Below are 12,519 nucleotides of genomic sequence, written 5' to 3' on the forward strand. Positions count from 1 at the left end.
TGAGTATTTTTTATACTCAAAAAAAATCCCTGATGGGATCAGGGATTGAAAACACAAATAATGGTGGCGAGACCCAGGATCGAACTGGGGACACACGGATTTTCAATCCGTTGCTCTACCAACTGAGCTATCACGCCGAAGTGGGCGTATTAAACAATGTTTATAGGAGGACGTCAAGCAACTTCCGCATTTTTTGTAACAAGTGTTTAATTTTAAATCACAAGTGCCTCAAAAATAAGTTTTTAACTGTGCAATTTACCAATATGAGCTAAGCAGCGATGAATTGCACCACAACCTGGCTCAAAAATTTTAACGCCTTTTGCTTCTTCTATACGACAAGCTTCTTCAACTAGTCGCTCTGCTACTCCGCGTCCACGATTTGCAGGGTGTACAACTATATATTCAAGCACCTTGCTTTCACCTTGTCCTGAACACCAGATTGCACCTATAATTTTGGTGTTAAATTCGGCAGTGTATAGCGTGGTATACTGTTGTAAATCTTGTTCAAGTTGTTCAATCGCATCGTGCCCGTCACCAAACTCCGGACTTGTGTCATACAGTCGCTCAAGCTGATCGCGGATCTCTGAATTATCTAGAGAACTATAAGCATGTACGGTAATAGGCATTGATTAACCCTCCTGAGCAAACTATGATGCTGTCACGAATTCGTCACAGCGAAATTGTCGTTAACATCCAATCATTTTTGACGTTTTTTGAGGAACGTGTCCATGACGCAACGTATCAGTGAAGTGGTTAGAAATACCAATGAAACCAAAATTCGAGTTCGTTTAAATCTCGATGGTACTGGTCAAGGCACACTAAACACCGGAGTTCCATTTTTAGACCATATGATTGATCAAATCAAGCGACATGGCTTATTTGATATCGATATTCATTGTGATGGAGACTTAGAGATTGATGATCACCATACCGTAGAAGACTGCGGTATCACGCTTGGACAAGCTTTTGCACAAGCTTTAGGTGATAAAAAAGGTTTACGTCGTTATGGGCATTTTTACGCGCCATTAGACGAAGCTTTATCTCGTGTGGTTGTAGATTTGTCTGGTCGTCCGGGTTTATTTATGGATATTCCATTTACTCGCGCGCGCATTGGTACCTTTGACGTAGATTTATTTTCCGAGTTTTTCCAAGGTTTCGTAAACCATGCGCTTATGACCTTACACATCGATAACTTGAAAGGTAAAAATAGCCACCATCAAATCGAGAGTGTATTTAAAGCACTAGCACGTGCTTTACGTATGGCATGTGAAATTGATCCACGTGCTGAAAACACGATTGCATCGACAAAAGGTAGCCTCTAATGACACGTATCGCATTGCTTGATTATGGCATGGGTAATCTGCACTCAGCCGCTAAAGCACTTGAATATGTAGGTGCAACCGTCGATGTGACAAATGATCCAAAATTAATTGCACAAGCCGACAAAATTGTTTTCCCGGGTGTTGGGGCAATGCGTGACTGTATGCAAGGCATGCGTGAAGCAGGTATTGATGAAGTTGTACGCAAAGCAGCTTTTAATAAGCCTGTTCTTGCAATTTGCGTAGGCATGCAGGCACTACTACAAAGCTCAGAAGAAAACGGCGGTGTAGATGCCTTAGGTATTTTTGACGGGGTAGTAAAACACTTTCCTCAAATGGAAGGTTTAAAAGTCCCACACATGGGCTGGAACCAAGTTCATCAAATGGACCCAAGTCACCCGATGTGGAACAACATTGAACAAGATGCCCGCTTCTACTTTGTACACAGCTACTATGTTGAACCTAAAGATGAAAATCTTGTGGCTGCAACATGTGAGTATGGCGTGAACTTCTGCACAGCAATTCACAAAGATAATTTATTCGCGACTCAATTCCACCCAGAGAAAAGTCACACTGCTGGTTTGCAGTTACTGAAAAACTTTGTGGAATGGAATATTTAATTCAATTCAAAAACTAAAACAGATCAGGTCAAGATAGCCTGATCTGTTTTTTTATTTATAATAATAACCAATCATTTATATAATGATATTTTATTCAACAAAATATTGAATATTCATACTTTTAAATAAAATCAAATGATTAGGATAAACACAATGAATTCACCTTTTGAAAATCAACCACTTCAACAAGATTCACCGTTTAAGGCAAATGGTCGTTTTGGACGACTCTCTTATGCAGCTTGGACATTCTTATTTACGCTAGTCCTTGTTACCGCCATTCTACTTATTATGTTTACTTTTGGTTTTACAAACCCTGAAGGTGCCCCAGACTTTTCTACGCCTGGCTTAATCTGTATAGCAATTCTTTATATAGTCGGTATTTATATTAACTTCGTATTTACTATCCGCCGTTTGCATGACCGCAATAATACAGGGTGGCTCTCTTTACTGATGCTAGTACCAGTCGTGAATATTGGCCTTGCCATTTATTTATTCTGTGCAAAAGGAACTGAAGGTCCTAATGATTATGGACCTAAGCGTCCAACGCCAAGCTGGGAGCGTGTTTTAGGCTGGATTTATATTGTGCTTATCCCGCTTGCATTAATTTTTGGTGTTATTGCCGTAATTATGGCTCCAACCTATGAAGGTTATGTCGAGAAAAGCGAAAGTATTGTAATTGGTAGCCCATCTCAGTCTGAATAATTTTTAAAGATGTACATAAAGCCTAGTTCTCTAGGCTTTATTCATATATAAAGTGAATAGCCCTATTCATTTGTACGCTGTTAAATATGTCTGAAGCCTCTGCCCTTCTTGATAAAACTTCTATTCAGCAGCTCCCTCCTTTTGAAAATCTTAACTATCAAAATATTGTGGTGATTGAAAATAGCGAGCAATGCAAAACTATTGAAGAAGAATTAAGGGCAGCGACCTTTTTAGGATTTGATTCTGAATCTAAACCTACTTTTCAGGTAGGTGAAGTATCAACTGGCCCACATTTGATTCAGCTGGCTACAGAACACAAAGCCTATTTATTTCATGTCAATTCATCGACTTTAAAATTTTTACAGCCCATTTTGTCTAATCCAAAACAAATTAAAGTCGGCTTTGGGCTTAAAAATGATAAGCATATTTTTCACAAAAAAGGCATAGAACTTGAAAGCTGCGTTGACCTTGCTAAAGGTTTTAGCCACTTTGGTTTTAAACAACAAATGGGTTTACAAAAAGCCGTAGCACTATTACTTGGTCAGTATCTTGCCAAGTCGAAGAAAGTCGGAACTTCAAATTGGGCGCGAAAACCGCTTACTTCACAACAAATCAGTTATGCAGCTGCTGACGCCTATGCTGCCCTATTGGTATTTCTCGAGCTTAAAAAACGAAAGGTATTACCAATACATATTTCTGAAAAATTCAAACCGCACTTCAAGGGTAAAGTTATAAAAGTCTTTTCTAAGGCTTAGCGATTGATCAATACTTTGCTAAGATGTGCACAATTTCATAAACATGATGAAGCAAGGAGCGAAAGCATGCTAATCATTCCAGCAATTGACCTGAAAGATGGTAAATGTGTGCGTTTAAAACAAGGGCGTATGGAAGACGATACCGTTTTCTCTGACGATCCGGTTGCAACTGCCCAGCATTGGGTAAATGAAGGCGCACGACGTTTGCATTTGGTCGATTTGAATGGTGCTTTCGCAGGTACGCCTATTCATAAACCTGTTGTTGAAGCAATTGCAAAAGCTCAGCCAGAATTACCAATTCAAATTGGTGGCGGTATCCGCTCATTAGAAACCATTGAACACTATTTAGAAGCTGGTGTGACGTTTGTCATTATCGGTACTAAAGCCGTTCAAGAGCCTGAATTTGTAGAAGAAGCATGTAAACGCTTTGCAGGCCACATCATTGTTGGTATTGATGCCATGAATGGTATGGTTGCAACTGACGGCTGGGCAAACGTTACCGACGTGAAAGCAACTGATTTAGCAAAACGCTTTGCAGATGCAGGAGTGTCTAGCATTGTTTATACAGACATTGCGCGTGACGGCATGATGCAAGGTGTAAATGTTGAGCAAACTGTAAACTTGGCTCAATACTCAGGCTTACCAGTCATTGCTTCAGGTGGTGTAACCAACCTTGATGACGTTCGTAACTTAAAAGGCCAACCGGGCATTTTAGGTGCAATCACAGGCCGTGCAATTTATGAAGGTACTTTAAACCTTCGTGAAGCTCAGCTTTTGTTAGATGAAAACCGTCTTTAATTTTTTAAGATGTAAAAAAGAGCCTGATTAGGCTCTTTTTTATTGCTGATATGAAAATATATTTCGAATCAATACACCACATTACGAATAAATTTAAGTACTTGGCTACCGCTATTGATATATGTATAAGTCACTGAACTGGCAAAAATAAAAGATGAACCAGCCGCAATGGTTCTTGAGCTGTCTGTAAATTGTATAGTCAATTCGCCTTCTAACACATAAATCAGTTCTTGCCATCCTTCGGCATCGGCTTCAGCAACATAAGACTCCCCAACAGCCAAAGACCATGTCCAAAGTTCAATTTGAGAACGGGAAGGAACTGAAGCAAGAAAAGTTGCCTTGCTTTCTTCCTTTTCACCTTGCCAAGCGAGTGCATTTACTAAGGCATGTTCTTTATGCTCAGGCGCACTCACAATTGTTCTAAAATCTACTCCCAACACTGCCGCAATCGCATCGAGTTTAGCTAAGCTAATGTTGACTTGGCCTGTTTCCAAAGCAGCAATGGTACGTCTACTTACACCTGCCCGATCAGCCAAGTCCTGTTGGCTTAAACTGTGCTCATCTCTTAATGAACGGATATTTGTGCCTACATGTTGTAAAACGCTACTCGACTGGCTCATAAAATAGATGAATAAAGAAAATTTGAGCAATATATTGCACAAAACAGAAGAATAGCGCAATATGTGCAGTATATTGCACAATTCCCTTTAGTTTGAGTATGTCACCAACTTATCTGAGTTCAAGCAAAGTTCCTCAATTAGCTCTCATTTTGATTACGGTCATTTGGGGTGGAACATTTCTTACTGTGCAGTACGCACTGAATTTTTCATCACCTATGTTTTTTGTCGGCTGCCGTTTTGCCGTAGCTGCCTTAACGCTATTACTTATTTCATTAAAGAGCATGAAAGGCGTTACATTAAAAGACTTGGGCGCTGGCAGTGTAATTGGTCTTGTGATTGCGGCTGGCTATGGCACGCAGACAATCGGCCTGCAAACTATTCCGAGTAGTGAATCAGCTTTTTTAACGGCGCTGTATGTTCCGCTTGTTCCTATTTTAATGTGGCTCATATTTAGAAAAACTCCACATATCATGACTTGGGTGGGAGCAGCTCTTGCTTTTACTGGCCTTGTTTTATTGACGGGTAATGGTTTTAAGCAAATTTCTTTGAGTTTTGGACAGCTTTTAACAGTGCTCGGCGCCATTGCGATTGCCTTAGAAATTATTTTTATTAGCTACTTTGCTGGAAAGGTAAATTTGCGTCGCGTCACCATTATTCAACTTGGTGTCGCCTCTCTACTTTCTTTTGCTATTATGCCTATAGTAGGTGAACATACAATTCCAGCATTTTCATGGCCTCTAGTACTCATTGCTGTTGCATTAGGCTTAGCAAGTGCACTCATTCAATTTGTAATGAACTGGGCTCAACGTGTGGTTGACCCTTCGCGTGCTGCAATTATCTATGCAGGAGAACCTGTTTGGGCAGGCATTATTGGTCGAATTGCAGGTGAGCGTTTACCAGTTATTGCCCTTTTTGGGGGTGCTTTAGTGGTGTTAGGTGTTTTAGTCAGTGAGTTAAAAATTAAGCTGCCGATTAAGAAAAACAAAAGAGTCCGAGAATAAAAAAGAGAGCTTAACGCTCTCTTTTTTATTTATTAAGGTTGATACATCGGACGGTTATCATTTAACGCAATCAAACCGCGAATTGCACGATATACAATCCAGATCCATGCTGCTGCGATAACACCCACACAGAACACAGTCGATGAGATAGCAACACCTGCAAACAGATCGGTATTTTCACCCGTGAAGAACAAGAAAATAAATGGCAAAAAGGCAATAATATTCCAAGCCAAGTACCACCAGAATGTTCTGATTTGCCATGTAAAGTGGCTCGCAAAAATTGAACCCTGTACATCTGAGCGTTTTACATAGTTAATAATTAAAGCAATAATCGCAAGTAAGCCGCCTGTAAAAATGGCAACAATATAAAGTACATATAAAATAAGTGTTAAAGTACGATTTGGATCTTGGTCGATAGAACTATTCATTTTTATACCTCTCAAGTTTAATAAAACAATTTACTTTTATGATCCCCGCAAAACGTTTAAAGGAGAAATTAGCCACAAAATCAAAAGTAAATGAAAGAATATGGTACAAAAATAAATCTTACGAAATGGTTGTTTTTGTGTTTTATGTCTCAGTTTTTGTTGTGCCCACCACGCAGCTGGCCAGCCTCCTAAGAAACTGACAATGTGCAAAGTCTGCTCAGGAACACGGCGATTGCCCAATTGCGCTGCTTCTTTATCTTGTGAATATAGCCAATAACTTAAGACATTCATCATTAAGACAAACAATAAGGTATAAGCTGGCAAAATATGAATAAAACTCATAATGCACATTAAAACGAAATAAAACACAATTCCCATTTGCATAGCAGACCATGGGCTCGCCTGAAAAGAAGATTGTGTTTTTGCAGGCTTGGATGCTTTTCGAGTTTGAGATGCCTTTAAATAAGTGACCTGCTGAGCACGAAAACGGCCTCGTTCATCAAGGATTACCAGATATTCCAGTGCACAACCAATAATTGGCCGAGGTCCGGGGCGTGCAAAATCTTTGATATGCAAAAAGACTCGCTCTTTTTCAGCATCATCCGGCTGAATAAAGCCATAACCCTTTTCGTCGAACCATTCGACTAAACGCCCCTGATCTCGCATCTTTATTCCCTTTTATGCTTTTACATGGCTTAAACGGTCTTGCATCATTGCTCGCATTTCTTGCGGGTCTTTTTGCAAGATGTCATCGCCGGTACGTCCTTCTTCTTTATTTTTTTTAGCAACTTGTAAACGCATTGACCAAAAACGGCAAGCCGCCATTGCCAAGAATACATCTAAACATTCAAGTTCATCTGAAGTCAGCGCACGAATTTTTTGGTATGCCTCTAAATAAGCGTCTACTTTGTCTGAGTTTAAATGCGCTGCTGGATATTCGGTACAAAAATCATTAATGGTAATCGCAATATCAAAAAGCAACTCATCTTGATTTAACTCGTAAAAATCTAAAATACCTTGTAGTTGCTCGCCTTCAAACAAAGTATTGTCACGGAACAAATCTGAGTGAATAAAACCTGTCGGTCGATTTGAATACTGCGCTGTTTTCGCATTAAAGGCTTGATAAACCTGCTCAAGTAACGTTTGGTCATCTTGAGTCATATTTGGTTTAAGCTGCTCTGCAACACCTGTCCAGTATTGATGATCACGGCGATATTCGCGTTCAAGCGGAAAATCTTGTAAAGCTACATGTAGCTTCGCCTGTGCATCTGCAATTGCAGCAACTTGGGCTACTGTAGTTTGCATGGGATGGTGTCCCATTAAACGTGGTGCAATTTGTGCAGGCTTACCCGCAATAAAGTGAACCGCTTGGCCGCTGTGCTTTAATGGCACGGCAACGGGTACATCATGAGTACCTAACTGCTCAAGTACAGGAATAAGTTCACCTGCACCTTGTGCATCTAACTCTTCAAATACGGTGAGTACATATTGTTTGCGGTTTACATCAACCAGAAAATAATTGGTGTTTTGAATACCTCCCTGAATTGGGTTCAGCTCCAACACCTCTAATCCATAAGGTGCAGCAAAGGTGCGAACTTCATCTAAACTCAACGGGGTATAAACCGACATGGAAAACCTGCAAAAAACATCTGTGAAGTTTGATAGAATACCTCTTCCCTCCATGAAGGTGTAGCGCCTGTGTAGGAACTTTCACCAACGGCGATTATTTTTGGAAAAAGCTATGCTTGCTAAACGTATTATTCCTTGCCTAGACGTTGATAACGGACGCGTAGTTAAAGGCGTTCAATTCCTCGATATTCGTGATGCGGGCGACCCAGTTGAAGTGGCACGTCGCTATAACGAACAAGGTGCAGACGAAATTACTTTCTTAGACATTACCGCTACACATCATGGCCGCGATACCACTTACCGTACTGTTGAACGTATGGCCGAGACTGTATTTGTGCCATTAACTGTCGGTGGTGGTGTACGTAAGGTTGAAGATATTCGTGCGTTATTAAATGCAGGTGCAGATAAAGTGAGTATTAACTCGGCTGCCGTATTTAACCCTGAATTTGTTCAAGAAGCTTCTCAGCATTTTGGCGCACAATGTATTGTGGTTGCGATTGATGCCAAAAAAACTGGTGACAACAAATGGGAAATCTTTACTCACGGTGGCCGTAAACCAACGGGTATTGATGCCATTGAATGGGCTGTGAAAATGGCTGACTATGGTGCGGGTGAGCTACTCATTACCAGTATGGACGCCGACGGTACTAAAGCAGGTTACGATATTGCGTTAATGCGTGCCATTAATGACCGCGTTACCATCCCAACGATTGCCTCAGGCGGTGTAGGTAACTTACAACACCTTGCAGATGGTATTTTACAAGGTGGTGCCGATGCTGTATTGGCAGCAAGTATTTTCCACTTTGGCCAATATACGATTCCAGAAGCTAAACAATATTTGGCTGAACAAGGTATCGAAATGCGCTTGTAAGTTTATTTATATTTAAAGGGGCAAGATGCCCCTTTAATTTTTTATGCAGCACCTTCTATCGCATTTACATCACTAACGAGTTTAGGCTGTTCTTTTTTCTCGACCCATTTTGCTGGAAAGATTTTTTCTACAGCTTGAGAGAGTGGCCTAGCAAGCGCAGTAGGTAACCGTATCCCCAAAGGATTTTGTTCTTTTAAATCTGCTGAAGACACCACACGTGTTCCCATCACATAGTCAAACCAAGGTTTGGTCACACACCAATTAGCATCTTGATTAGAGTTCATATGGTGGTCGTAATGCCACGGAATTTTACGCTTTGCCCAGTCAGGCTCTAAATGTGCACGGCGATGAATATAATAATAATTACCAGCACTGTACCAAGCTGCAAGTGCCATGCCTTTTGAAAACGGGTAGAAAATTGCACTTGAAACGGTTGCCACCACGGCAAGTGAAATTAACTCATTTTTGGTTCGCCAGTTTCCAACGCCCTCAACATAACAATCATCATGAAACTGTTGTTTACGGACTTCACGATGGTGTGCCCAATGGGACTCCATGCTTCTTGGTACTGGGCTATAACGCGGTTGTCCGGCACGGTGTACACCATGCAAAATATATTTGTGTGCCACCCATTCAAATGCATTCGCAACTGCAATTCCGGCAATAAACCCTTTTAACATCGCTTTACTCCTTTTTCTTTTTATTCAGCATATAAAATTCGTTATGCTAGGTATTGACCAGAATTTATGGTTTCATTGACAAATCACGACAAGAAAGAGGTGTCAAGGATGCCACAACTAAAAAATTATACAGGCTCGGTATATGGAGGACTGGGGCATCTGTTAAAGGCTTATTGCGAAGCCAATGAGTTAACTATTCCTGAACAATTAGAACAAATCCAAAATCTGGAACGCTTTGACTATGTGGTTTGGCGTGACCTATTAGAAGTGATTTATAAACTAGATCCAAAGCCGGGATTAGGCCTAGAAATTGCCAAATATGTACAACCCAAACATTTAGGCATTATTGCCTACCTTGCTCTTTCTTGCGATAACTTAGGTGAAGCCTTAATTCGTTACCATGACTTTCACCGTCTGATTTATGACGGGAGCCCATTAGTGGTTGAGCTACAAGGGAGATATGGTTCTATTCGTTGGGAGGCACCAGAGTTACACCCTACCCAGCTTACCGATGAAATCGCGATTGCGTTGGTGATTCAATTCTTACGTCTTTTTATGTCTCATGAAGATGTGCAGTTACATGAAGTGCGTTTCTTAAATGTGGCCCCTAAAAATATCAGAGTTTATGAGCAGTATTTTCAATGTCCAGTTCGTTTTAGCCAGCCCCGTACAGAGTTACTCATTCCAATTACGGAAATTCATAAACCGCTTAGCAGCGCAGACCACACATTACAGCAACTATTGGTTCAGCAGGCCCAAGCACTTTTAGAACAGTTACCCAATTCAACCCAACTCGATCAGCGTTTACAGCATTCAATTTTGACTGGTCTGCAAAAGAATCAATATCAAATTGAATATATTGCAGCTCAATTAGGCCTATCAGTTCGACAGCTCCAAAGGCACTTACAACAACAAAGCACCACCTTTCAAGAGCGCGTTCAACAAGTACGCTTTATGCTGGCAACCGAATATTTAAAAGACCCACATTTAAGCCTGCAAGAGATTGCGCTTTTACTTTGTTATTCAGAACAAAGTGCCTTTCAAAGAGCATTTAAGCATTGGACCAAGCAAACCCCACAACAGTGGAGAGATCAATTTTTAAACAAAGAATAACCAACCAAAACTTACAAATCTTTTCTTGATTAAAACAACACTGAAAACAAAAATTTCATATAGTCACATGCTTAATTTTTTGTGACGTATTTCACATTAATTAAAAAATAGATCAATAGATGAGTAATCACAATGAATAAATATTTTGCTGAATTCCTAGGTACATTTTGGCTAGTCTTTGGTGGTTGCGGTAGCGCAGTTTTAGCCGCAGCTTTCCCTGAACTTGGTATTGGCTTTGCAGGTGTAGCCCTTGCCTTTGGTTTAACCGTACTCACAGGTGCTTATGCTCTAGGGCATATCTCAGGTGGACATTTCAATCCCGCGGTAAGTGTTGGCCTTTGGGTCGGTGGCCGCTTCGATGTTAAAGATTTAATTCCGTATATTGTTGCGCAAGTGGTTGGTGCGACTGCTGCTGCATTTGTTCTTTATATTATTGCTCAAGGCCAAGCAGGCTTTAGTGGTGTTGGCGGGTTTGCAACCAATGGTTTTGGTGACTTATCACCAAATAAATTTGGTTTAGGTTCTGCTTTCATTATTGAAGTGGTTCTTACTGCTTTCTTCTTAATCATTATTTTAGGGGCAACTGACCGCCGTGCACCTGCTGGCTTCGCTCCTATCGCGATTGGTTTAGGCTTAACACTCATTCACTTAATCAGTATTCCGGTTACGAACACTTCGGTAAACCCTGCACGTAGTACAGGTGTTGCGTTCTTTGCTGAAACGGCTGCTTTAAGTCAGTTGTGGTTGTTCTGGGTAGCGCCGATTTTAGGGGCTGTGATTGGGGCAATTATTTATAAGGTAGTTGCTGGGGATAAGGATTAACTGCACAACCGCAAATACCACGGTCACTCAAGTTGTAGTTATATAGGTAATGCCTCACTTTTGAGTGAGCAAAAGTGACAAAACTCATTCGTTTCACTGACGTTACTTCCATGTAACGCAGTGAAACAGGCGGCATCCGTGCCGCCGTCGCGATAGCAAATTGAGTAAAATATATTTATTACAAAAACGGATTATTAACTTCTTGTTCAGCTGGACGTTCAATTTTCTCAGGCAATTCTTCTTTTTCCAAAGCTGCAACTATATCGTTTAAAAAACTCTGCAATGCCTTTGCCTGCTCTAACCCGACTTTGTCTTTGGTAATTTGCAAATTGCCATAAATGCTCACGCAATCGACATCATTTTCTAATGTTAAATCTTCAATTGAAGAAGACTCAGTACCCTTTTCAAATGGCTTAAACATAGCTGTTGTCTCGTTGTTATATCTTCACAGTGTAATACGACCAATTTAAAAAAAATCAATCAAAATTAAAAGAGCCGACAAAATTAAGAAAGCGCCCATCAGGATATTAAAATATTTCAAACGGTTGCCCTGATTCAGTACCACTGAAAATTTATCGCCACATAGTCCCCAAAAGAACAAGCATGCATAGCACGTGAAGAAATAAATAATAATAAAGATCGGCAACGACTGCGGGTTTTCAATGCTAGTAAACATGGTAATACCCGACACACAAGCCAACCACGCTTTTGGGTTAAGCCACTGTAATAAGAAACCATCTTTAAAATTGGGAATAAGCATGTGCTCTACATGTGCACTTGAAATTGAAATATTGGCAGCAGAAAGAATAATTTTTATGCCGATATAGCACACAAAGAGCGTTCCACAAACTGCAAGAATTTTTAAGACAACTGGAAACTGAGTTAATACACTTTGAAGGCCAAAAGCCATAAAAATCAAAAGTAAGGTAAAGCCAATGGTGGCACCTAAAATATAGGGAAGTGATCTTTTTAAACCATGATTTAAGCTGGTCGATAAAATAACTGTATTGACGGGACCGGGTGTAATCGACATTGCAAAGGAAAAAAGAAACATCGAGGCAAACATTGTTATTATCCTTATTCGAATAAATAGTTGAACAGACAGATCTGTCTGTTCATCTTATTGTATCGATTCAGGCTTCACAACAGTGCTAGAAGGGT

The 12,519-nt window shown here is 40.4% G+C and carries 16 protein-coding genes, 1 tRNA gene and 1 pseudogene; 9 read left to right on the top strand and 9 right to left on the bottom strand.

From position 1 onward, the window contains the following. Positions 1-61: 61 nt before the first annotated feature. Positions 62-137: transfer RNA gene (locus tag GO593_RS04965), tRNA-Phe, on the bottom strand. A 105-nt stretch (positions 138-242) separates the two neighbouring features. Then, positions 243-626, bottom strand: coding sequence for a GNAT family N-acetyltransferase (locus tag GO593_RS04970; protein ID WP_001123235.1), 384 nt, complete (start codon positions 624-626; stop codon positions 243-245). Between the two features lie 102 nt (positions 627-728). Between GO593_RS04970 and hisB the strand changes: the two genes are divergently transcribed. The 5 genes and pseudogenes from hisB (at position 729) to hisA (ending at position 4,194) form a co-directional block, all read left to right on the top strand. Further along, positions 729-1,322: an imidazoleglycerol-phosphate dehydratase HisB gene (gene hisB / locus GO593_RS04975; RefSeq protein ID WP_000194096.1), complete on the top strand. Its 594-nt coding sequence runs from the start codon at positions 729-731 to the stop codon at positions 1,320-1,322. After that, positions 1,322-1,939, top strand: a complete 618-nt coding sequence (gene hisH, locus GO593_RS04980; protein ID WP_000196732.1) for an imidazole glycerol phosphate synthase subunit HisH — start codon at positions 1,322-1,324, stop codon at positions 1,937-1,939. Before hisB ends, hisH begins: the two co-directional genes overlap by 1 nt. A 153-nt stretch (positions 1,940-2,092) precedes the next feature. Further along, a complete protein-coding gene (locus tag GO593_RS04985) occupies positions 2,093-2,641 on the top strand; it encodes a DUF805 domain-containing protein (protein WP_001087821.1) in 549 nt (182 codons plus the stop codon). A gap of 86 nt (positions 2,642-2,727) precedes the next feature. Beyond that, positions 2,728-3,368 (top strand): annotated as a pseudogene (locus tag GO593_RS04990) (3'-5' exonuclease). 94 nt (positions 3,369-3,462) lie between these two features. Continuing rightward, positions 3,463-4,194, top strand: a complete 732-nt coding sequence (gene hisA / locus GO593_RS04995; protein ID WP_000905538.1) for a 1-(5-phosphoribosyl)-5-[(5-phosphoribosylamino)methylideneamino]imidazole-4-carboxamide isomerase — start codon at positions 3,463-3,465, stop codon at positions 4,192-4,194. A 68-nt stretch (positions 4,195-4,262) separates the two neighbouring features. Here hisA and GO593_RS05000 read toward each other — a convergent pair whose 3' ends face one another. Next, positions 4,263-4,814 (bottom strand): helix-turn-helix domain-containing protein, encoded by a 552-nt coding sequence (locus GO593_RS05000; protein WP_000083591.1) that lies wholly within the window; start codon positions 4,812-4,814, stop codon positions 4,263-4,265. A 98-nt stretch (positions 4,815-4,912) separates the two neighbouring features. Between GO593_RS05000 and GO593_RS05005 the strand changes: the two genes are divergently transcribed. After that, the gene (locus GO593_RS05005; protein ID WP_000075494.1) at positions 4,913-5,815 is read left to right on the top strand and encodes a DMT family transporter; all 903 of its coding nucleotides are present in this window, start codon (positions 4,913-4,915) and stop codon (positions 5,813-5,815) included. 32 nt (positions 5,816-5,847) lie between these two features. On the opposite strand, the gene GO593_RS05010 is transcribed toward GO593_RS05005, so the two are convergent. The 3 genes from GO593_RS05010 to GO593_RS05020 are packed head-to-tail and all read right to left on the bottom strand — an operon-like array spanning position 5,848 to position 7,872. Continuing rightward, a complete protein-coding gene (locus GO593_RS05010; RefSeq protein WP_001088855.1) occupies positions 5,848-6,243 on the bottom strand; it encodes a DUF4870 family protein in 396 nt (131 codons plus the stop codon). A gap of 36 nt (positions 6,244-6,279) precedes the next feature. Beyond that, positions 6,280-6,909: a DUF1294 domain-containing protein gene (locus tag GO593_RS05015; RefSeq protein ID WP_001205595.1), complete on the bottom strand. Its 630-nt coding sequence runs from the start codon at positions 6,907-6,909 to the stop codon at positions 6,280-6,282. Between the two features lie 12 nt (positions 6,910-6,921). Next, complete coding sequence (locus tag GO593_RS05020; RefSeq protein ID WP_000118178.1) at positions 6,922-7,872, bottom strand: homoserine kinase; 951 nt, start codon at positions 7,870-7,872, stop codon at positions 6,922-6,924. Positions 7,873-7,984: 112 nt separating this feature from the next. Between GO593_RS05020 and hisF the strand changes: the two genes are divergently transcribed. Next, entirely contained in the window at positions 7,985-8,743 is a 759-nt protein-coding gene (gene hisF, locus GO593_RS05025; RefSeq protein WP_000880078.1) for an imidazole glycerol phosphate synthase subunit HisF, read from the top strand. A 41-nt stretch (positions 8,744-8,784) separates the two neighbouring features. Here the strand turns inward: hisF and GO593_RS05030 are convergent, their stop codons facing one another. Beyond that, positions 8,785-9,423: a hypothetical protein gene (locus GO593_RS05030; protein ID WP_000911637.1), complete on the bottom strand. Its 639-nt coding sequence runs from the start codon at positions 9,421-9,423 to the stop codon at positions 8,785-8,787. A 108-nt stretch (positions 9,424-9,531) separates the two neighbouring features. Between GO593_RS05030 and GO593_RS05035 the strand changes: the two genes are divergently transcribed. Together GO593_RS05035 and aqpZ are read left to right on the top strand one after the other, a co-directional pair. After that, positions 9,532-10,536 (top strand): AraC family transcriptional regulator, encoded by a 1,005-nt coding sequence (locus GO593_RS05035; protein ID WP_001135866.1) that lies wholly within the window; start codon positions 9,532-9,534, stop codon positions 10,534-10,536. 132 nt (positions 10,537-10,668) lie between these two features. Next, entirely contained in the window at positions 10,669-11,358 is a 690-nt protein-coding gene (gene aqpZ, locus GO593_RS05040) for an aquaporin Z (protein ID WP_001045987.1), read from the top strand. Positions 11,359-11,536: 178 nt separating this feature from the next. On the opposite strand, the gene GO593_RS05045 is transcribed toward aqpZ, so the two are convergent. Continuing rightward, positions 11,537-11,779 (bottom strand): hypothetical protein, encoded by a 243-nt coding sequence (locus GO593_RS05045; protein WP_000476054.1) that lies wholly within the window; start codon positions 11,777-11,779, stop codon positions 11,537-11,539. 45 nt (positions 11,780-11,824) lie between these two features. Then, positions 11,825-12,424 carry a LysE family translocator gene (locus GO593_RS05050; protein WP_000458278.1) on the bottom strand — a complete coding sequence of 200 codons (600 nt, stop codon included), beginning with the start codon at positions 12,422-12,424 and terminating at the stop codon, positions 11,825-11,827. Positions 12,425-12,519: the final 95 nt, after the last annotated feature.

Source organism: Acinetobacter baumannii, from assembly GCF_009759685.1.
Classification (GTDB): domain Bacteria; phylum Pseudomonadota; class Gammaproteobacteria; order Pseudomonadales; family Moraxellaceae; genus Acinetobacter; species Acinetobacter baumannii.

Excerpts from the sequence above, each read along its gene's own strand:
- GO593_RS04970 (WP_001123235.1), bottom strand. The coding sequence starts at position 626 with ATGCCTATTACCGTACATGCTTATAGTTCTCTAGATAATTCAGAGATC.
- hisB (WP_000194096.1), top strand. The coding sequence starts at position 729 with ATGACGCAACGTATCAGTGAAGTGGTTAGAAATACCAATGAAACCAAA.
- hisH (WP_000196732.1), top strand. The coding sequence starts at position 1,322 with ATGACACGTATCGCATTGCTTGATTATGGCATGGGTAATCTGCACTCA.
- GO593_RS04985 (WP_001087821.1), top strand. The coding sequence starts at position 2,093 with ATGAATTCACCTTTTGAAAATCAACCACTTCAACAAGATTCACCGTTT.
- hisA (WP_000905538.1), top strand. The coding sequence starts at position 3,463 with ATGCTAATCATTCCAGCAATTGACCTGAAAGATGGTAAATGTGTGCGT.
- GO593_RS05000 (WP_000083591.1), bottom strand. The coding sequence starts at position 4,814 with ATGAGCCAGTCGAGTAGCGTTTTACAACATGTAGGCACAAATATCCGT.
- GO593_RS05005 (WP_000075494.1), top strand. The coding sequence starts at position 4,913 with ATGTCACCAACTTATCTGAGTTCAAGCAAAGTTCCTCAATTAGCTCTC.
- GO593_RS05010 (WP_001088855.1), bottom strand. The coding sequence starts at position 6,243 with ATGAATAGTTCTATCGACCAAGATCCAAATCGTACTTTAACACTTATT.
- GO593_RS05015 (WP_001205595.1), bottom strand. The coding sequence starts at position 6,909 with ATGCGAGATCAGGGGCGTTTAGTCGAATGGTTCGACGAAAAGGGTTAT.
- GO593_RS05020 (WP_000118178.1), bottom strand. The coding sequence starts at position 7,872 with ATGTCGGTTTATACCCCGTTGAGTTTAGATGAAGTTCGCACCTTTGCT.
- hisF (WP_000880078.1), top strand. The coding sequence starts at position 7,985 with ATGCTTGCTAAACGTATTATTCCTTGCCTAGACGTTGATAACGGACGC.
- GO593_RS05030 (WP_000911637.1), bottom strand. The coding sequence starts at position 9,423 with ATGTTAAAAGGGTTTATTGCCGGAATTGCAGTTGCGAATGCATTTGAA.
- GO593_RS05035 (WP_001135866.1), top strand. The coding sequence starts at position 9,532 with ATGCCACAACTAAAAAATTATACAGGCTCGGTATATGGAGGACTGGGG.
- aqpZ (WP_001045987.1), top strand. The coding sequence starts at position 10,669 with ATGAATAAATATTTTGCTGAATTCCTAGGTACATTTTGGCTAGTCTTT.
- GO593_RS05045 (WP_000476054.1), bottom strand. The coding sequence starts at position 11,779 with ATGTTTAAGCCATTTGAAAAGGGTACTGAGTCTTCTTCAATTGAAGAT.
- GO593_RS05050 (WP_000458278.1), bottom strand. The coding sequence starts at position 12,424 with ATGTTTGCCTCGATGTTTCTTTTTTCCTTTGCAATGTCGATTACACCC.